Consider the following 18605-nt stretch of genomic DNA (forward strand, 5'->3'; position numbering starts at 1 on the left):
TTTAAGGGTGGTATATGCATATAATTATTGCGGGTGCCGGAAAGGTTGGTTTTAACCTTGCCAAAACACTGAGTGTGGGACACAACGTTACGGTCATTGATAAAAACTCACAGGCTTTGGACAGGATACAGGAGAGTCTGGACATTTTACCGCTTCAGGGGGATGTCGAGGATATACATACATATAAGCGTTTTATCGGTCAGGAAATCGACCTGTTTATAGCAGTGACAAATATTGACAATGTGAATCTTATCGCTGCCATGACAGTAGATGCCGCTTTACATGTAAAGAGAAAATTTGTACGGGTGCAAAAATATTTTTTTCAAGAGCAGATTATTCAAAAAAGACTTGCTGTTGAAAAAGTTATTTTCCCTTTAAAACTTACCTCGGGGGCAGTTTCTTCACTTCTTTTGTACCCAAAAGCAAATAATGTAAAATTTTTTAAATACACACCCTACAAACTTATTTCTGTTATGGTTTCAAGCAAAACACTTCCGCAAAGCATCAGTTCTGAGCATTTTAAAATAGTCGGCATTGAACGCAAGAAGGATTTTTGTATTCCTGATGCAGATGTGGAGATTCTTCCCAATGATCTTGTCTATTTTTTTGGTGATGAAAATGAAATAAAGCAGGTGTGTCAGAAACTGGATGTGGACAACACTCTGGACATTCAAAGATGTGTTGTTTTTGGCGGTGGTGAACTCGGGATTGCCATTTCACAGGAACTTCTAAAAGCAGACAAAGAGGTCAAACTGGTAGAAAAAGATTTAAAACTTTGTGAAATAGCGGATGAAGAGCTCAAAGGCAGGGCTTCTATCATTAATTATAAATACGGTTCGCATGATATTTTTGAAGATGAAGGACTGGAGAGTGCCGATATTTTTATAGCTGCGACCAATAATGATGAGTATAACATCATAAAATGTCTCGAAGCAAAAGAGAGCGGCATCAAAAAAGTGGTTGCGATTAACAATGAAATGGAATATTACAACCTGATGCACTCTTTGGGGATAGTCGTCGTACGAGGTCCAAAAATGAGTGCCTATAATGCAATCATGGAAGAGATCAGTTCTACGGGTGTTGTTATTCAAAAAAGTTACTGCGGGGCAAAGGCAGTGGTTTTTATGCGTAAAGTTTTTTCCGGCTCCAAGCTTATTGACAAAGTGATAAAACCTTTACATGTAAAAGAATCCAGCGTCTTTTATATAAGAGAAAATGTGATGCAGAGCCTCAGTGAAAAAGTGAAACTGCAGGAAAATGATTTGATTGTAGCCTTTTGTGCAGTAAAAACAAGCGCAAAAGTGAAAGAATGGATTTATGAACTATAAAAATGTGCTGAAGATTCTCTCTCTGATAGGCATTACTGTTTCTGCACTTTTTTTGTTTGATGTCTTGATAGGCATTATATACCAAGAAGCGTATGGAAAATTTTTGCTTTATGACGGAGTGTTTTTTTTGATCAATCTTGGCGTGTGGCTGTGGCTGAGAAAGCATGAACTGGATTTGAAAATAAAAGAGAGTATCCTGGTGGTTAACCTGCTTTGGGTGTTGCTGGGCGTTGCCGGAGCCATACCGCTGTTTCTTTATACAAATGTGTCGCTTGCCTCTTCGTTTTTTGAAGCTATCAGCGGATTTACAACAACGGGAGCAACAGTTTACAGCGATATAGAAGCTCTGCCCCATTTGATACTTTTTCACAGAAGTCTGATGCACTGGCTTGGAGGGCTTGGAGTCATTGTCTTGGGTGTCGGGCTTTTGTCGGTTATCAATCCTACGGGAAGCCTCTCTCTTTTTAAAGCCGAATCAACAGGAATTTCTCTTGAAAAACTGACACCAAAAATAAAAGATACAGCGTTGCGTCTGTGGATAGTATATGCGCTGTTGACACTGGTTGACATGCTGCTTTTGAAGTTTTTCGGTATGAGTTGGTTTGATGCACTCAACCACGCTTTTTCGACAGTTTCCACAGGAGGATTCTCTACAAAAAATGATTCTCTGGGCTCTTTTGGCAATGACGGCATTATTTGGACAACGACAATTTTTATGATGCTTGCAGGGATAAACTTTTTAGCTCATTTAAAGCTTTATTTCAGGGATGTCAGCGGGTACAAAACAGAAGAGGTCAGATGGTATTTTATAATTTTTTTACTGCTGAGTCTTGCTTTGAGTCTTGTACATGTAGATATCAGCGGAGACTCTTTTTATGATGCCCTCAAACACTCATCTTTTACGATTGCTTCTGTTATGACAACAACAGGGTTTGCAACGATAGATTACGGCTCCTGGTCGCATTTGGCTATAGCGATTATATTTTTGGGGCTTTTGATGGGAGGCAATGCCGGCTCAACGGCAGGAGGCATTAAAATCATCCGTCATGTAATTATTTTTAAGACACTCTCTGCGGAGCTTAAAAGAATACTGCATCCAAATATGATTATTTCTGTTTTTATCGACGGGCTCAAGCAAAAAGAGCGGATTTTGTCGTCAACATTTGGTTTTTTTACGCTTTTTATGATTACGGTAGCCATTGTAACCGTCTATATCTATGCCCGGGGGTACGATGCCATGACTGCAGTTTCTGGTGCATTTGCCATAGTGGGCAATATCGGTCCCGGATTCTCTATGGTAGGTCCTGCAGATAACTTTTCTTTTTTCTCTGATTTTGACAAAATTTTTCTTTCAGTCGCTATGATTATAGGCAGACTGGAGTGTTATACTGTTTTTGTCCTGCTAAGCAGTTCTTTTTGGAAAAAATTCTAATACAATCTTAATAAAAAGTGTTATAATCTCTTTAATGGGCATCCCTAAAACTTTAAAGCAGAAAATCAAAATGTTACAAAAACATATAACAGAACAGACAGCTATTTTTTTCAGTGTTACAAAATGGGTTTTTCTGTCATCAATAATCGGTATAATGATTGGGGCGACAGTTACAGGCTTTTTAAAAATCTTAGCCTACAGTGAAACAGGCCGTTCTTTTTTACCGTTTGAATACTACTATACACTTCCTTTTGCGCTTGTGTTAACTGTATGGCTGGTGAAAACCTTTGCCCCGAGTGCAGAAGGGCACGGGACGGAAAAAGTCATCTCCGCAATTCATAAAGATAACGGAAAAATAGATGTTTCTGTCATTCCCGTAAAAACACTTGCGACCGTTTTAAGTATTTTTGCAGGTGCTTCTGTCGGAAAAGAGGGTCCCGGTGCACAGATTGGTGCGGGGGTTGCCTCTTTTGTTTCTACACTTCTGAAGTTTCACAAACAAGACAGAAAAAAGCTTGTTGTATGCGGGATCAGTGCCGGTTTTGCCACAGTTTTCGGTACCCCGATAGCCGGAGCAATCTTCGGTGTTGAGGTGTTAATTATCGGTGTCATTATGTATGATGTGCTTTTGCCTTCATTTATTGCAGGTTTTGCCGCTTTTACAACAGCCCAGTTCCTGGGTATAGAGTATACCTATTATGACCTCCATTTTTTTCAGGATATCTCTTTGGATATCTGGCTGATAGCCAAAGTGGTCATTGCCGGACTCTTTTTCGGTTTTGTTTCTGATGTGGTGATAACAACAATCTCCTACAGCCATACATATGTCAAAAGCATCAAAATAAATACCTACATCAAAGCCTTTGCTGGTGGCAGTTTGATAGTCGCGCTGACCTTGATTTTCGGTGAGCAGTATATAGGTTTGGGAATGAGTACAATTGCAGATGCCCTCAATCCCCATACCGCTGCATCTCAGGATATTCACTGGTATACATTTCTTTTAAAAACAGTATTTACTTCTCTTTCTCTTGCCGCAGGAGGAAGCGGAGGTGTCATTACGCCTATTTTTTACATAGGGGCAACAAGCGGACATTTTCTCGGCTCGATTATCTCTCCCGAACATATTACGCTTTTTGCAGCTCTTGGCTTTGTAAGTGTTGTTTCGGCTACCACAAATACACCTATTGCCTCAACGATTATGGCCGTAGAACTCTTCGGGATAGATATTGCACACTATGCAGCCCTTGCTGCAGTGATCAGCTTCTTGATTTCAGGGCACAGAAGTATCTTCTCTTCACAGATTTTAGCCATGCGAAAATCTGAAATGCTGAGTGTAAAAATAGGTGAAGAGGTAGAAAACATAAGTATTTCACTGGAAAAACACGAGATGGATAAAATAGAAAAATTTCGAAGAAGACTGAATAAAAAAAACAGAAAGAAATAAAGGACAGTTCCAATGCCATTAAGTGAAGCATTTTTTTGGAACGCGGACTTCAGTCCGGGCTGAGAGTGGCAGTCATGCTTTAGCATAGGAAGTACCGGCTCCGAGAAAGTTTAATTTATTCGTTATAAATCAGTGAGCTTCAGACGTAAGCCTTTAATGTGAGAAACAGGGTAGGCAAAGGTAAGGCCTCTTCCATCTCCTGTGATATCGAGTTTTGTGATGATTTCTCTTATGATTTTGTCCACATTCTTTGTCTGGGTGATAAACATCAGGTTTGCATCAGTCGCGCCTGCGTGGAGTCTGTCATAAAAATTTTCCATATGTTCAAGACCCATACCGTGTGCACTCATGATGGTTACCCCTCTCGCACCCGCATCTCTTGCTGCAATAATAGCCTCTTCCTGTTTGTTTTTTGGAACGATTACATGTACCGCAGAAAAGCTCATAAGTGATGAGTGCAAAGTCTCTGCACCGTCTACCCTTATGGTTGAAAGCTCCATGTTGTGAACATCTTCAAGTGCATGGCGAATCTCTTCTATTTGTATCTCCTCTTTCTCTTTCTCCCCTTTGACACCGATTTTTTCGGTAATTATGCCGTAGAGCATAACGGTAAGCATGGGAAACAAAGAGGCAAAGGCAATAAGCCCGAAACCGTCTATAAGCGGGTCACGTCCCTCTATATTTGTAGCAAGTCCAAGTCCAAGAGCGGCAACCAGCGGAACGGTAACTGTTGATGTTGTGACTCCGCCGCTGTCATAGGCTATGGGAATAATGTATTTGGGCGCCAAAAAGGTGAGGATGATGACAAAAATATATCCGCTTATGATGTAGTAGACTATTTCACCGCCGGTAACGATTCTGTAGGCTCCAAGCGCAATGCCTATAGCAACACCCAAGGCTACAAAAAGACGAAGAATAAAGTCATTGATTTTTCCGTCACTGACCTCTTTTGCTTTTCGTGCAATTGCTGTGAGTGCCGGTTCTGCCATTGTGGTTGAAAAACCGATGAAAAAACCGAAAGAGTAGATGATAAGGTTGTTGTCATAGCGGGTAAGCTCAAACGCCATTGTCTCGCCGACAGAAAAAAGACCCATCTCCAAACCGACTATAAAGGCATCAAGTCCTAAAATAACCAGCCCGAAACCTATCATTACATGTTTGAGATTGTCTATGGGCTTTTTAAGAATAATGTACTGAAAAAAGAGAATAATTGCCAAAATGGGCAGTACGTCTGTGATGACACCAAGCAGCCCTTTTAAAACAGTCATGGCACTAAAATCCAGGTTGACCGTCTCAATCTCTTTGATAACAGCAGGTACCACAGTTGCCGAAGCATCTATAAACTGGTACACAACGATACCATAAAACTGTACAAATATCATAGGCGTGAGCGAAGCAAAGGCAATGAGCCCAAAGCCGTCAAGTACAGGATTGCGCCCTTTGATGGTGGAAGCCAGTCCTATACCAAGGGCGGCAACAAGTGGAACGGTAACAGTAGAGGTCGTTACCCCGCCCAAATCATAGGCAAGACCTACTATCTCTTTTGGGGCAAAAGCAGTTGCACTGACAACCAAAATATACCCTGCAATGATATAGTAGTGGATAGGATGCCCTTTAATGATGCGCCATACCCCTAAAACAATGGCAAAACCGACAGAAAAGGCAACAACAGTTCTGAGCACTGTAGCGTCAATCCGTCCCGCACTGATACTGGCGGCCTTGTCTGCGATAACAATAAGTGCAGGTTCTGCAATAGTCGTTCCGAAGCCGATCATGAATCCAAAAATCAAAATCCAAAAGGTTGAACCTTTATGGGCAAATTCACTCGCAAGCCCCTCTCCTACAGGGAAAATTCCGACTTCAAGACCAAGTAAAAATACGGCAAGACCCACACCGACGATGCCTAAACCTATGGCAGTGCTCAGCCAGTTTGGCGGTACACTTTGAATAATCGCAAGTTGAAAAAACATAATCACAAGTATGATTGGCAAAAGGTCACGGAAGGACTCTTTTAGAAGTTGTAAAAAAGTTGAAATGCTCAGCACGTGATATTTCTCCCACATTATTTTTTGTAATAATATCGAAAAATATTATAAAACTGCTATAATTTTAAAATGAAAACATTATTTATAGGTGGCATTAAGAGTGGCAAATCCCGTAGTGCCGAAAATTACATTAAACAACTCTCCAAAACAAAACCCGTCTATCTGGCAACGACTGAATTTATAGATGATGAAATGCAAGAACGTATAGCACAGCACCAACAGCAACGCAAGAGTGATTTCATCACAGTCGAGGAGGCGATAAATCTCAGAGAAAAAATAGCTCTGCAGGAGGGTGCGGTACTTGTTGAATGCCTGAGTATGTGGATAAACAATATGCTCTATCATGAAAAAAACTATACTGAAATGGAAGCAGAAATAGCAACTATTATGGAATTAAAACAAGACATTGTGTTTGTTATCAATGATGTGGGTTGTGGCATTATTCCTGAAAATAAACTTGCCCGTCAGTTTGTAGATATCAGCGGAAAACTCGCTCAATTGGTGGCGCAAAAATGTGATGAAGTCTATCATGTTGTTGCCGGCATCAGTACACAGATAAAATGAGCAGACTCTTCAAAGGCTTTGCCCTGGCTATTTCAATGCTCAGCATTGTTCCTTTTTTCAAAGTGCATGATTTTTACAAAGGTATAAACGGCTATGCGGTGATGTTTTATCCGCTTGTCGGTTTTTTACTCGGTTTGCTTTTGTATGGTACTTTTTTGTTGTTTACTCCTTTTTTCCCGCCTTTACATGTAAGCATCATTCTCTTTTCCTTATGGGCTCTGGTGACGGGTGCCTTGCATCTTGATGGTTTCGCAGACACTGTAGACGGCTTGTTTGTTCCCAAAGAAAAGGCTTTACATGTAATGAAAGACCCTTATAACGGCGGGATGGGTATGCTTTTTACAGTAGTGTTTTTACTGCTGAAGGCATCTTCTGTGGCGGCTTTGGATGCAATGTATCTTTTGCCTGTCTTGCTTATGCTTTCACGCTTTACAGCAGTTGCCGCAATCTGTCTCTATCCCTATCTTTCTGCAAACGGAATGGGCGCTTTGGCAAAAAAAGAGTTTTCGCAAAAACAGTTTTTTGTAAGTGCGGCATATGTTACAGGAATGAGCATACTCTTTCACAGTTTTGTTTTGCTGTTTGTTGCTTTGTTTGTGTTGTTTGTCTGCAAACATTTTTTTATGAAACGATACGGCGGTTTTACCGGCGATATTTACGGTTTTTGCATAGAAGTGACAGAGCTTGTGCTTTTAAATGTCATTATAGTCGGTTTGGTATGAAAATAACACTTGTGCGTCATGGTGAAGTAGAAGAGGCATATATCGGTAAATATAATGGACATAACGATATAGGACTTTCAAAAAAAGGGCATGAGGATGCCAAAAACCTGGCAAAAGCCTTTACATGTAAAGCCTTTGATTTGGTCTACTGCTCAGACCTCAGACGGGCAAAAGAGACACTTCACCCTTTTGTGCAGGCAAAAAATGCTGTATATACGGAGAAGTTACGGGAAAAGTCATGGGGCAAACATGAAGGCATGAGTTTTGATGAAATTACCGCGCAGGGCATAGTATATGAAAACTTTCAACAATGGATAGAAGCACTTGACGGAGAGCCTTATGAAGAGTACATGCAAAGAGTCAAAGCATTCTTTTTCAAAGAGTTACCTATGCAAAAGGGCGAGAATATTTTAGTGGTCACGCATGCGGGAGTCATTAGAACTTTCATGGCAATAGTACAAAATCTGTCCCTCGAAGATGCCTTTGCAATTGCGCTTCCTTATGCATCATATACTGTTTATGATACAAAATTACAAACTTTTAGCACTATTAAAACTTAGCTTCGCTATAATACCGCTCTTACAACAAAGGACAGCTGGCCGAGTGGTCGAAGGCGCTCGCCTGGAACGCGGGTGTAGAGCAATCTACCTAGGGTTCGAATCCCTAGCTGTCCACCATCTTTTATCTGAGTATTAGCAGGATTCTATATAGTATCCAATACCTTGATTGTTTTTAATAAGATCAGTTTTGAGTTTGTTTCTCAGTCTCCATACCAATGTTCGTAAATTATTTTCAGTGATCAGTTCTTCTTTATTCCATATATAGTTTGTAGCCTGTTCAAAGGTGACTACCTGTCCCATATTTATGAGCAGAAGTTTCAAAAAGAGACTCTCTTTTTTGGTCAGTTTGAGTTTTTGGTTTTGGTAAAAAGTTTCTTTTGTTTTGAGGTTGAAATGGTGGCCAGTTCCAAACTCAATAATATTTTTATCTGCTTTTTTTGTTTTTTTATCTATTTTTTTTATTTCATAACCACGGGAGGCTATATAGTTTTCTATATCTACTATATCTGTATCATTTGCTTCAAATACCAGTACAACATTTTTACTCATAAGCTCCCCCTCGTTAATATTAAAAATAGCAATAGTATAACAATGAAGTGTAAAAGCTGTGTAAAATATTTCTTTTAATCAACTAATAATTATGATAAAATTTCATTATGATAACTCATTTTTTCAAAAAATATCTCAGCATTATCTTTATCATAGCAACCTTTATAGGTGTTTTTCATCATCATAATGATTTAAAGCAGCATAATGACTGTAAAATCTGTACAGTGCAGTCAAACCTGTCACATGCCGATACCCCTGTTGCCGTGGATTATCTGACAGAGTTAGAGATATTACACGAATCTATCATCACTCCATTAATCTCGTTACATGTAAAGCAGGTTTACACTACTCTTCACGCACGAGCCCCTCCAAAAATCTCCTAATTCAATACCATTAATCTAAACAGCTTTTTCGGAACCAGTATTTCAATGTACGCTGAGAGTGGCAGGAATGTTGCAACAGTCGGCACTGAAGTACCGATTCCGACATATTTTTAGGAACCCGTACTTTAGTGCGGGCGAGAGTGGCAGGAATGTCTCAACGCTTGGCACTGCAGAAAAAAATTAGTTTTTCTAAGTCATGCTTTAGCATAGAAAGTACCGATTCCGAGTAGTTTGGGTTTTCTGCTTTAAAGCTTGGATTTAAAAAAAACCATAAAAATTACTACTAAAATATTGGAGAGACAATAATGAAAAAAACTATATATTTGTCTGCTCTTTTATGTTCATCTTTATTTGCAGATGCAGATTTGGATGCCCTGAAAAAGCAGATAGAAGAACAAAAAATCAGTATGCAAAAGCTGGAAGAGAAGCTCGATGTATTGAGTAAAAAGCAGGCAAATACACCTGCTGTAAATACTTCTGCTTCTTTTTCTCAAAATGCCTATTTGCCGGATATTGCTTTGATTTTAAATATGTCGGCAGTGAGTCGAGATGTAAAAAACAGTGATTATGAAAATTTTCAGATACCGGGTCTTATAAATGATGATGGTATATCACCGGCGCCTTTGCCTTTTAACAAAAACAGAGGTTTTAATCTTAATTATGCGGAAATAGCCATGCACTCTGTGGTTGATCCCTATTTTCAGGCCTATGCATATTTTCATCTGCAGCCAAACGAGTTTGAAATAGGCGAGGCATACATTCTGACAACATCTCTGTCTTATGGACTGAGAGTCAAAGCCGGAAAATTCAAAAGTGATTTTGGGCGCATAAATGCAAAGCACCAACACTCCTGGCATTTTGATGCACAGCCTGTTATATATGAAACACTTTTTGGTCCTGATGGCATCAGTGACCCTGGTGTGCAACTCCAATGGGTTGTCCCGACAGATACATACATTATGGCAGGTGTAGAAGCGATGCAGGGAACAAATGACAAAAGTTTTGGCGATGCCGAAGCAAATAATCTTTATGTCGGTTATATAAAATCAAGTGTTGATGTGGGCGATGATTTGTCAATTCTTGGCGGTGTCAGTATTGCCCACGGGAAAAATACAACAGCAAACGCCACCGATGTTTATGGCGTTGATTTGACACTGCGTGAGCAGTTGGGAAGCTACAGCGCAGTTGTCTGGCAAAGCGAATATCTTTACAGAAACAAAGATGTCGGTACACGAACAGACAAACAGGCAGGACTTTACAGTGAATTGATTTATCAATATAACAACAACTACTCAGCAGGTTTGCGTTATGAGGCAATCACAAAAAACGAGACAGATCTTTCTTCTTATGCGGGTATTGACACGAGTAATTTGGACAGGTACACAGCTGAACTTGAGTATAAACCATTCCCGATGTCACGCCTGCGTCTCTCTTACACCTATGACAGAACAAAAATCATAGCCGGTGAGAGAAAAAATATCAATGAAGTAATGCTTTCACTCAACATTGCAGCAGGTGCGCATGGCGCGCACTCGTATTAGGAGAAAAATATGAAAATTATACTACTAGCAGTTTTACTCACAAACTTTTTGTTTGCTACAGTCAAAATAGACACAACCTATACAACAGCCGGTGCAATTGCGCAAAAAATAGGAGGAGACTTGGTACAGGTAACGGTTCTTGGAAGTTCGAAATATGACCCGCATTTCATTGTGCCCAAACCTTCGCTCATTGCAAAACTCCGTCGGGCAGATCTGCTCATCATAAACGGAGCAGGTTTGGAGCTTGGCTGGTTGCCTCCGCTTTTGCGTGCGGCAAACAATGCCAAGATTCAAAACGGAGCCAAAGGCTTTTTGGATCTGTCTCACTATGTGCATTTGATAAATGTACCGACAACTGTTTCACGTGCTTTTGGTGATGTACATGCACAGGGCAATCCGCATTTTTCTACCGACCCGCATGTTGTTTTAGTCATGGCAAAAGCAATTGCACAAAAATTGGCACAAATAGATCCTGAACATGCACAGATATATCAGGAGAATTTACAAAAATTTACAAATGAGTGGCAAAATTATTTGAAAAAATATGATGCGAATATGCTTACATGTAAAGCGAAAAAAGTAGTGCAGTACCATGAGCTTTTTAACTACTTTTTACGACGATACAACATTAAAAGCTACGGCAACGTTGAGCCGCTTCCTGGAATTGCACCGAGTTCAAAACATACGGTCGCACTGATAAACATCATCAAAGACAACGGTGTGAAAAAGATTTTGCAAGATGTCTATCATGAGAAAAAAACTGCAAAATTCATCGCAGCAAAAACAGGAGCAAAAGTCGTGATTATTTCCCATGACTTAGGAGCGGATGGCAGTACAACACTCCAAGAGTTTTATAACAGAATCGCTAACAGAATATGTCAGTAATCGAATTGCTTTGGCCGGCTTTTGTGCTGGCTGTTGCTTTGGTATTTATTCACTCCATCTTCGGATTGGAGATTATCAAACGCGGGGTTATTTTTACCGACCTGGCGATAGGGCAGGTTGCGGCTGTCGGCATGGCTTTGAGTGTGGCTTTTATGCACTCGCAGTATCAAAATGCCATGACGTTGCTTTTTGCACTTTTAGCGGCTTTAATCATTACCTGGGCGACAAAAAAAGTGCAAAAAATCGAGGCGTTTATAGGGCTTTTGTATGCGCTTGGCATCTCTTCGATTATGCTTATACTGGCACAAAGTCCGGAGGGAACGGAACTCTTTTCCAAACTGAGTGCGGCAGATATTCTTTTTACTTCAAGCGAAGATTTGTATAAAAGCCTTATGCTTTACGGTGCTGTTTCGTTTGTTATGTTTGTTGTCTTTCCGAGAATGCAAGGTGTGAAAAAAGAGTTTCTGTTTTTTACGATGCTCGCGCTCACTGTGACCTCTTCCGTGCAGTCTGCCGGTGTTTTGGTTGTTTTTGCGCTGCTGATTGCACCTTCTTATGCAGGGCTTATGCAGAGGAAAACAAAACCTTTTGTTTTTGCCTGTTTGTTTGGCTCTTTGAGCATTGTCCTCGCTTTGCTTGGTTCGTATTATTTGGATTTGCCTACGGGGTATGCCATAATTTTTGTCACAGTTTTGTTTTCACTTGTTTTTGTTATTATTTCCAGTATAATGAGGGATAAAAATGAAAAGAGAGTAGATGAAGAGTAAAATATTAGTCGGTTTGCAGTTTTTTATCATATTTTTAATGATTTTGCCACTGGGTACGCCGACAAAACATCTGTCTGTCGGTTTAATGATTTTGATGCTGGGGATTATTACGGGTCTGTTGGCTGTAAAAGAGCATAAGCGAGGAAATTTCAATATTCGTCCCGACATCAAAGAGAACTGCGAATTGGTGACAAAGGGTATTTATGCGTATATAAGACATCCGATGTACCTCTCTGTGTTGCTGAGTATGCTAGGCGTAACTGTAATCTATTTTACATATTATGAATTTGTACTCTATAGTTTACTTTTTGTGACTCTGTTGGTAAAACTGTTGTATGAAGAGAGTTTATGGCAGTGCCATAATCCTGCCTATGCCGCATACATGCAAAAAACAAAAAGACTGATACCTTTTGTTTTTTAGAAAAAGGTTCCCGTGATGGATATAATACTCCTTATAAAATCTCTGGCTGCATTGAGCGGAGCACTCGGTATTTTGGTTCTTTTGTATTTTTATTTTTCAGATGCCAAAAAACCGCGCAAGAGAAACACTGCCAAAAAACCATTACATATACGGGAAGTCAAGCCTGATTTTGAGATGCTTTTGAAGGTGATAAAAGATAAAAAAGCAACAACGGAGGAACTCAATGAAGCTGTTAATCTGCTGTTGAAATATTATGAGAAAATTCCTCAGAAACTGGGTATGCGGGCCCATCCTGAATTTGAAAAATATTCAGAGTTGATTTTAAGAATCTGTCATCATCCGAATGTCACCAAAGATATCATCCTCAAGCTTGACAAAGAGCTGCACAGGCATAACCCTGCGTATGCCCTTGAACTGGATGACTCTTTGACAAAAGGTTTGGATACAAGAGGTTTTTAGACTTTATCTGCCTGTTGACTCTTTTACCGCAGAGAGAAGCTCTTCAAAGCCGACTTCACTTGCATGTTCGACCTCTTTGAGTGTCTGGAGTGCTGTATCAAAATTCCCCTGCATATTTTCCTGTATCGCTTGTTTAAGTCCCTGATGCACTGCTTTGTGATGTTGTGTGATGCTTGAAAGGTGACTGTTTCCTTTGAGCAGGCTATGACTTACTTCTGAAAACCACCTGCCAAACCGGCAGCTGTTTTCATCCGGAATATCTGTTGTTGTTTTATCAAGGATTGCTTTGTACCCCTTGATTTTGAGTGCAATATGGTCAATTTTTCCGTTACTGACATTGAATTCATTTGTCAGGCGTTCTGTTCTGCTTTTAATCTCATTGGAGTTTTCGACAACTTTTTGGATATTTTCATTAAAAATATCGACTATTTCCATTACTTTGGATGTTTCATTCATAAAGGTGTTGCCGATTTCTATAATAGAGTTGGAGTTTTGCTTGAGTCCGTTGATGTTAATCTCTACTTCCTGGGTTGCTTTTTGTGTACGCTCTGCAAGTTTTCTTACCTCATCGGCAACAACGGCAAAACCGCGTCCGTGCTCACCTGCCCGCGCTGCTTCTATGGCTGCGTTGAGTGCGAGCAGGTTGGTCTGGTCTGAAATATCTTTAATGAGATTGATGATTTCCGAGATAGACATCACACTGTCGTTGAGTGCATTTGAGTCTTCCCCCAAAGTATTGGCATGTTCCTGAATGGTTTCTGTTGTAGATATGATTTCAGCAGTTTGTTCTTCAATATTGTGCATTCTATTGTTTGTTTTGTCATTGAGTTCGTTAATCTCTTCAAGTTGAACGAGATTGTCTTCGATGGTTCCCTGCAAAAAATGTGTACCGCTGCTGTAGCTCTCGATGATGAGTTTGACAAAAGCATCATCTTTCATTCCGGAAGTGCTCTCTTGGGCGTTTTGCTGATTTTTCAGTTGTTGAATTTTATCATAAAGCCTGTTGTTTTCAGCCTCCATTTCTGCTATTTTCGTTTTATACTCATTTTCAAGTTTTTCAAGTTTTGCACTGCATCCAAACATATTTGATTCCTTTTGCTTATTTCCTGTTATTTTAACATAATTCGGGTTAAATTAAGACTCACACACTGTATCAAGTGGCAGTAAAATTGAAAAACAGCTTCCCTTGGTATCACTTGTCCACGAAAGTTTTCCCCCAAGATGTTTTTCTACAATGATTTTGGACATGTATATGCCAAGACCTGTGCCGTTTTTGGATTTTGATGTGACATAGGGTTCTCCGAGTCTTTTGAGTATTTCCGGTTTTATGCCTCCGCCGTTGTCACAGATTTTAAAGGCTATCTCTTCTTCTTGTTTTGTGACATCTATGCTGATATGCCCACCCTCTTTGGTGTTTTCTTTGATGGCATCCTTGGCATTGTTGAGGATATTTATGAGGACCTGCAGCAGTTGGTTCTGATAGGTACAAAACTCTATGTTGTTTTCTTGCGGCAAAGAGAGGGTAATGGCATTGTTCTCTAAAGACTTCTCTACAAGACGAGTCAGTTTTTCCAAAATGACATCAGTTGTGACAAACTCTTTTTTCTTGTCAGGCTGGAAAAAGTTTCTAAAGTCATCAATGGTGTGCGAGAGGTATTGCGTCTGTCCGTTGAGTGTATGAATGAGTTCCTGCAGAGATTTTGCATCAACTTTTCCCTGCAGTTCCAACTGGACCTGAATATTGTTTGAAACCATGGAAATTACACTCAAAGGCTGTCTCCACTGGTGGGCTATCATGGAGAGCATATCTCCCATCGCCGCCTGACGGGACTGTGAAATCATCAGTTCGTCTTTTTTCTGTATATCGGTGATGTCAACAATGGCTATGAGATACAAGGTTTCATTGCCGTTGTACTGATCGTCAAGTTTGACGGCATGCAAAATCCCGACTCTCTGTTCTTTTGATTTTGTGCTAATAGTCTGTTGCTGTTTGGGCTCTTTTAGAGGATTTTTGTAGTATTGCCTAATGCTTTTCATATTTTTTTCATCTTCGTGAACAAACAGTTTTTTCAGCATTTTTTCGATTGTCGGAATGTCATGGAGAGTATAGCCTGTATTTTCTAGAAAAATCTTATTGAGCATTAAAATCTCTCCGTTTGCATTGTAGAGCATCAAAGGAATGGGTGTAAACTCTATCATTTTTTCAAATCTGTTTTTTTCGACTTCGAGCTGGTACATTAAAAGCTTGAGCTGTGATATGTCCCGAATGATTTTGAGCAGATAAAGCGGGTTTTTCTGTTCGTCGACTAAGAGCACAACCGCCAGGCTTACCCAGATGACAGTACCGTTTTTATGGATATAACGCTTCTCGACATGGTATGATTTCTTTTCATTGTTTTGCAGCTGTTCAAGCATGTATCTGTCTGTATCTCTGTCCTGGGCAAAAGTGATGTCGGAGACATACATATTTTTGAACTCCTGCTTTGTGTATCCGAGGAGTTTTGTGAGGTATTCATTGGTATCTATCCATTTTCCCTCAAGGGAAACATGGGCTATGCCTATGTCTGCCTCTTCAAAAGTCAGCCTGTAAAGATGTTCCTGCTCGTAAAGCTTTTCTGTAAGTGTCTCCTGGTCTGTTATGTCTACACCGGAGCTTATGATATTGACAATTGTGCCGTTTTTGTCTTTGATGCAGGTGTTTCGCCATGATACAGTGTGCTCGTTGCCCTCTGCGTCCACTATTTTATTTTTATACTCCTTGACAGCTTCTGCTTTTTGAGAGACAATCGCATCAAAAATATTCTGCACCTTCGGCTGTATTGATTTTGGCACAAAATGCTGAATGAAATTTTTGCCGAGTATCTTCTTTTTTGGCAGCCTGAGCAGTTTGGAGCCACTGTTGTTTATCATCTGCACACTTCCGTGAAGATCCAAAATCAGTACTATCGTTTCTGTTGAGTTGAGATAAAAATCATTCATCTTGTGCTCATACTCAGCCGCTTGGAGCAGTTTTTTCTTTTGTGTGATATCATGAAAAGAGAGCACAGCCCCCTTGACTTTTCCCTCTTCTATAATCGGATTCTGCAGCACTTCAACATCAAAAGGCGTGCCGTCTTTTTTGAAAAAAAGTTCCTCTTTGCGGATAGAAATCCCTTTGATAAGATGCATATGCAGGGTACACTCATCAAGAGGATAGTGGCTGCCGTCGGGTTTTGTATGGTGCCAGATTCTGTGGGCGTTTTTCCCAAGAAGTTCGTCCTCTGTGTAGCCCAGCATTGTCATGGCAGCTTTATTGACAAAAGTATGGCACCCCTGCAGATCAAGCCCGATGATACCGTCATGTGTTGAATTCAAAATCAAAGAGAGCTGTCTTTGCATCTTCTGCTCATTTGCGATGGATACCTGCAACTCTTCATTGGAACTTTGCAGCTCCTCGTTGGAAGTTTCGAGCTCTTCATTGGCACTCTGGAGCTCTTCGTTGGCGCTCTGGAGCTCCTCATTGAGCAGTTGCATATTCTCTTTGGAAAGCAGCAGCTCATCCAAAAGAGCGTGATTGTCCTCCTGGAGTTCCTGCACCCGGTTTGTAAGGTTTTCTATCACATACGATTCGTTTGGCAGGACTATTTCTCGGGTGTTGAACTCCAGGTTGTTGGCATTGAGTTCCTGGAAGTAGAGTAAAATAAAAACAGCGTCCTGTTTGTTTGCAAAAGGAGTGGCAATGACTTTGACAAAAGTCTGTCTGTTTTCGCCGAGTTTGACTTCGATAAATTTTGTACTCTGCACTTTTGCGCTTTTTGCAGTCTGATCAAGAATCTTTTTGACGCTGTACTGCAGCTCTTTTTTCAGGTTTTCGACAATATTTAAGGTCACAAAACCGTCATTAAGCTCTAAAAAAGGATTGTTCCCCTGTTTGTAGACAATGGTGAAATTTGTATCGACGATAATGCACTCCGAAGAGAAAAGTTCAAATACGGTATTTGTTATCTCTTCTTGTATGTTGATGTCTTTGAGGGTCAATGTTTTTACTTCCGAGAGGTTCTGTTTGGCATGTGTATGTGTCGAAAAATAGTGCGAAGAGATTCTTGGAGGATTCTCAAGCTGCTCTTTGATGTAAATCTTATGCTCCTGGTTGAGCGTTTTAAAATAGGCAACGCTCGTAAGTGTTGATTCTGAAGAGCCTAAAAACAAGAGACCTTTTTCTTTGAGCGCATAATGAAAGAGTACAAAAAGATCTTCCTGGACCTCAGGCAAAATATAGATAAGAAAGTTTCTGCAACTGATGATATCCTGATTGATAAACGGCGGGTCGCATAAAACATTGTGTTTTGTAAAAATAATCTGAGAACGAATAGCCTCTTTGACCTTGTAGTCTCCGTCTAAGGAGATAAAATACTCTTTGCGTATTTTCTTTGGAGTCTTTTGGAGTGCTTTTTTGGAGTAGATCCCTTTTTTTGCAACCTCAAGTGCTTTTTCGTCAATGTCTGTGGCAAAAATATGAACATCGAAATTTTTTTTGAGCTTTTTTTTGATTTGGTCAATGGTAACAGCCAGAGAGTAGGCCTCTTCTCCTGTAGAACAGGCAACAGACCAGACTCTCAGATCATAGCTGTCGGGCTTGTCAGAGAGATACTCTTCAAGATGCTGCCGGAGTGCCTCAAATGATTTTTCGTCTCTGAAAAACTCTGTAACCCCGATGAGGATGTTTTGATATAGCAGATGCAGTTCATCACGATTGGCATGGATATAGTCAATATACTCTTCAAGCGTTGCACATTTATTCAAAAGCATCCGTTTGCTCAGCCGTCGCATAACAGTCTCTTTTTTATACTTTTCTATGTCAAGGGACTCTTTTTCTTTGAGAAGCTTTACAACCTTCATGAAAGGTCCTGGCGCTGTATGCACAATGTTTACAAGATTTTGGCCTATCTCTTTTACCTCAAAGATATAGTCAATGAAACCGCTTGCAATCGCATGTTGCGGCATCTCCTGGTAATGGGCCTCTTTGGGAGACTGGGCGACGGTGATACCGCCGTGTTCTTTGATGGCTCTGATGCCCGCAGTGCCGTCATGTCCTGTCCCGCTGATGATGATACCAAGGCAGTTTTCTTTTTTGTAACTGCTGAGCGCTTTGAAAAGTGTATCGATAGAAGGCGTCGGAATGCGTGGTGTATCGGGTGCTTTTTCAAGCAGCAGTCGGTGGCGTGTATAGATGAGGTTGTATCCCGGAGGAACAACATAGACATTGTTTGGCAAAAACTGCTGATCTTTTGTGATGAGAGAGACAGGCATAACCGTATATGCGGTCAAAATTTCAGCCAAGGCACTTTTTTTATGCGGGTCAAGATGCTGGGCAACTATATAGACATACTCCTGATCTGTGGGCAGCAGAGGAAACAGCTCTTTTAAAGCCTGCAACCCCCCGGCACTCGCACCTATCCCGATAAATACAGAATTTTTCATATCTCCCTCCGTTATTTCTTAATATTAGCATAATTTTGATAAGAT

General features: G+C 40.4%; 16 protein-coding genes and 1 tRNA gene. 13 read left to right on the forward strand and 4 right to left on the reverse strand.

The window, feature by feature from the left end:
- The first annotated feature begins 14 nt into the window (after positions 1 to 14).
- From LCX93_RS00245 to LCX93_RS00255, 3 genes are all read left to right on the forward strand, one after another.
- Positions 15 to 1328, forward strand: a complete 1314-nt coding sequence (locus LCX93_RS00245) for an NAD-binding protein (protein WP_226066933.1) — start codon at positions 15 to 17, stop codon at positions 1326 to 1328.
- On the forward strand, positions 1318 to 2760 hold the full coding sequence (locus LCX93_RS00250; RefSeq protein ID WP_226066935.1) for a TrkH family potassium uptake protein: 1443 nt from the start codon (positions 1318 to 1320) through the stop codon (positions 2758 to 2760). The genes LCX93_RS00245 and LCX93_RS00250 overlap by 11 nt, the downstream gene beginning before the upstream one ends.
- A gap of 70 nt (positions 2761 to 2830) precedes the next feature.
- Entirely contained in the window at positions 2831 to 4204 is a 1374-nt protein-coding gene (locus tag LCX93_RS00255) for a chloride channel protein (protein WP_226066937.1), read from the forward strand.
- A gap of 122 nt (positions 4205 to 4326) precedes the next feature.
- Here LCX93_RS00255 and LCX93_RS00260 read toward each other — a convergent pair whose 3' ends face one another.
- On the reverse strand, positions 4327 to 6249 hold the full coding sequence (locus LCX93_RS00260) for a DUF1538 domain-containing protein (protein ID WP_502988719.1): 1923 nt from the start codon (positions 6247 to 6249) through the stop codon (positions 4327 to 4329).
- A gap of 69 nt (positions 6250 to 6318) precedes the next feature.
- Between LCX93_RS00260 and cobU the strand changes: the two genes are divergently transcribed.
- The 4 genes from cobU to LCX93_RS00280 all read left to right on the forward strand — a co-directional run bounded on the left by cobU (position 6319) and on the right by LCX93_RS00280 (position 8212).
- On the forward strand, positions 6319 to 6813 hold the full coding sequence (gene cobU / locus LCX93_RS00265) for a bifunctional adenosylcobinamide kinase/adenosylcobinamide-phosphate guanylyltransferase (RefSeq protein WP_226066941.1): 495 nt from the start codon (positions 6319 to 6321) through the stop codon (positions 6811 to 6813).
- On the forward strand, positions 6810 to 7535 hold the full coding sequence (locus LCX93_RS00270) for an adenosylcobinamide-GDP ribazoletransferase (protein WP_226066943.1): 726 nt from the start codon (positions 6810 to 6812) through the stop codon (positions 7533 to 7535). The genes cobU and LCX93_RS00270 overlap by 4 nt, the downstream gene beginning before the upstream one ends.
- Entirely contained in the window at positions 7532 to 8095 is a 564-nt protein-coding gene (gene cobC, locus LCX93_RS00275; protein WP_226066945.1) for an alpha-ribazole phosphatase family protein, read from the forward strand. The genes LCX93_RS00270 and cobC overlap by 4 nt, the downstream gene beginning before the upstream one ends.
- 29 nt (positions 8096 to 8124) lie before the next feature.
- Positions 8125 to 8212 (forward strand) — tRNA-Ser (locus LCX93_RS00280).
- Between the two features lie 15 nt (positions 8213 to 8227).
- On the opposite strand, the gene LCX93_RS00285 is transcribed toward LCX93_RS00280, so the two are convergent.
- Entirely contained in the window at positions 8228 to 8644 is a 417-nt protein-coding gene (locus LCX93_RS00285) for a helix-turn-helix domain-containing protein (protein ID WP_226066947.1), read from the reverse strand.
- A 107-nt stretch (positions 8645 to 8751) separates the two neighbouring features.
- Between LCX93_RS00285 and LCX93_RS00290 the strand changes: the two genes are divergently transcribed.
- The 6 genes from LCX93_RS00290 to LCX93_RS00315 all read left to right on the forward strand — a co-directional run bounded on the left by LCX93_RS00290 (position 8752) and on the right by LCX93_RS00315 (position 13100).
- Positions 8752 to 9027 carry a hypothetical protein gene (locus LCX93_RS00290; RefSeq protein WP_226066949.1) on the forward strand — a complete coding sequence of 92 codons (276 nt, stop codon included), beginning with the start codon at positions 8752 to 8754 and terminating at the stop codon, positions 9025 to 9027.
- A 305-nt stretch (positions 9028 to 9332) separates the two neighbouring features.
- A complete protein-coding gene (locus LCX93_RS00295; RefSeq protein WP_226066951.1) occupies positions 9333 to 10568 on the forward strand; it encodes a porin family protein in 1236 nt (411 codons plus the stop codon).
- 9 nt (positions 10569 to 10577) lie between these two features.
- The gene (locus tag LCX93_RS00300) at positions 10578 to 11453 is read left to right on the forward strand and encodes a metal ABC transporter substrate-binding protein (RefSeq protein ID WP_226066953.1); all 876 of its coding nucleotides are present in this window, start codon (positions 10578 to 10580) and stop codon (positions 11451 to 11453) included.
- Complete coding sequence (locus LCX93_RS00305; RefSeq protein ID WP_226066955.1) at positions 11444 to 12220, forward strand: metal ABC transporter permease; 777 nt, start codon at positions 11444 to 11446, stop codon at positions 12218 to 12220. The genes LCX93_RS00300 and LCX93_RS00305 overlap by 10 nt, the downstream gene beginning before the upstream one ends.
- Positions 12210 to 12641: a methyltransferase family protein gene (locus tag LCX93_RS00310; RefSeq protein ID WP_226066957.1), complete on the forward strand. Its 432-nt coding sequence runs from the start codon at positions 12210 to 12212 to the stop codon at positions 12639 to 12641. The genes LCX93_RS00305 and LCX93_RS00310 overlap by 11 nt, the downstream gene beginning before the upstream one ends.
- A 15-nt stretch (positions 12642 to 12656) precedes the next feature.
- Positions 12657 to 13100, forward strand: coding sequence for a hypothetical protein (locus LCX93_RS00315; RefSeq protein ID WP_226066959.1), 444 nt, complete (start codon positions 12657 to 12659; stop codon positions 13098 to 13100).
- A gap of 3 nt (positions 13101 to 13103) precedes the next feature.
- Here the strand turns inward: LCX93_RS00315 and LCX93_RS12605 are convergent, their stop codons facing one another.
- Positions 13104 to 14183 (reverse strand): methyl-accepting chemotaxis protein, encoded by a 1080-nt coding sequence (locus tag LCX93_RS12605; protein ID WP_283949360.1) that lies wholly within the window; start codon positions 14181 to 14183, stop codon positions 13104 to 13106.
- Positions 14184 to 14234: 51 nt separating this feature from the next.
- Entirely contained in the window at positions 14235 to 18560 is a 4326-nt protein-coding gene (locus tag LCX93_RS00330; RefSeq protein ID WP_226066961.1) for a PAS domain S-box protein, read from the reverse strand.
- Positions 18561 to 18605 lie beyond the last annotated feature (45 nt).

It is taken from the genome of Sulfurimonas sp. SWIR-19, assembly GCF_020410885.1.
GTDB classification, from domain to species: domain Bacteria; phylum Campylobacterota; class Campylobacteria; order Campylobacterales; family Sulfurimonadaceae; genus Sulfurimonas; species Sulfurimonas sediminis.

What these genes read in the sequence shown, in the direction of transcription:
- LCX93_RS12605 (WP_283949360.1), bottom strand. Translation starts at nt 14,183, where the DNA reads ATGTTTGGATGCAGTGCAAAACTTGAAAAACTTGAAAATGAGTATAAA.
- cobC (WP_226066945.1), top strand. Translation starts at nt 7,532, where the DNA reads ATGAAAATAACACTTGTGCGTCATGGTGAAGTAGAAGAGGCATATATC.
- LCX93_RS00255 (WP_226066937.1), top strand. Translation starts at nt 2,831, where the DNA reads ATGTTACAAAAACATATAACAGAACAGACAGCTATTTTTTTCAGTGTT.
- LCX93_RS00295 (WP_226066951.1), top strand. Translation starts at nt 9,333, where the DNA reads ATGAAAAAAACTATATATTTGTCTGCTCTTTTATGTTCATCTTTATTT.
- LCX93_RS00305 (WP_226066955.1), top strand. Translation starts at nt 11,444, where the DNA reads ATGTCAGTAATCGAATTGCTTTGGCCGGCTTTTGTGCTGGCTGTTGCT.
- LCX93_RS00250 (WP_226066935.1), top strand. Translation starts at nt 1,318, where the DNA reads ATGAACTATAAAAATGTGCTGAAGATTCTCTCTCTGATAGGCATTACT.
- LCX93_RS00310 (WP_226066957.1), top strand. Translation starts at nt 12,210, where the DNA reads ATGAAGAGTAAAATATTAGTCGGTTTGCAGTTTTTTATCATATTTTTA.
- LCX93_RS00285 (WP_226066947.1), bottom strand. Translation starts at nt 8,644, where the DNA reads ATGAGTAAAAATGTTGTACTGGTATTTGAAGCAAATGATACAGATATA.
- LCX93_RS00270 (WP_226066943.1), top strand. Translation starts at nt 6,810, where the DNA reads ATGAGCAGACTCTTCAAAGGCTTTGCCCTGGCTATTTCAATGCTCAGC.
- cobU (WP_226066941.1), top strand. Translation starts at nt 6,319, where the DNA reads ATGAAAACATTATTTATAGGTGGCATTAAGAGTGGCAAATCCCGTAGT.
- LCX93_RS00315 (WP_226066959.1), top strand. Translation starts at nt 12,657, where the DNA reads ATGGATATAATACTCCTTATAAAATCTCTGGCTGCATTGAGCGGAGCA.
- LCX93_RS00290 (WP_226066949.1), top strand. Translation starts at nt 8,752, where the DNA reads ATGATAACTCATTTTTTCAAAAAATATCTCAGCATTATCTTTATCATA.
- LCX93_RS00330 (WP_226066961.1), bottom strand. Translation starts at nt 18,560, where the DNA reads ATGAAAAATTCTGTATTTATCGGGATAGGTGCGAGTGCCGGGGGGTTG.
- LCX93_RS00245 (WP_226066933.1), top strand. Translation starts at nt 15, where the DNA reads ATGCATATAATTATTGCGGGTGCCGGAAAGGTTGGTTTTAACCTTGCC.
- LCX93_RS00300 (WP_226066953.1), top strand. Translation starts at nt 10,578, where the DNA reads ATGAAAATTATACTACTAGCAGTTTTACTCACAAACTTTTTGTTTGCT.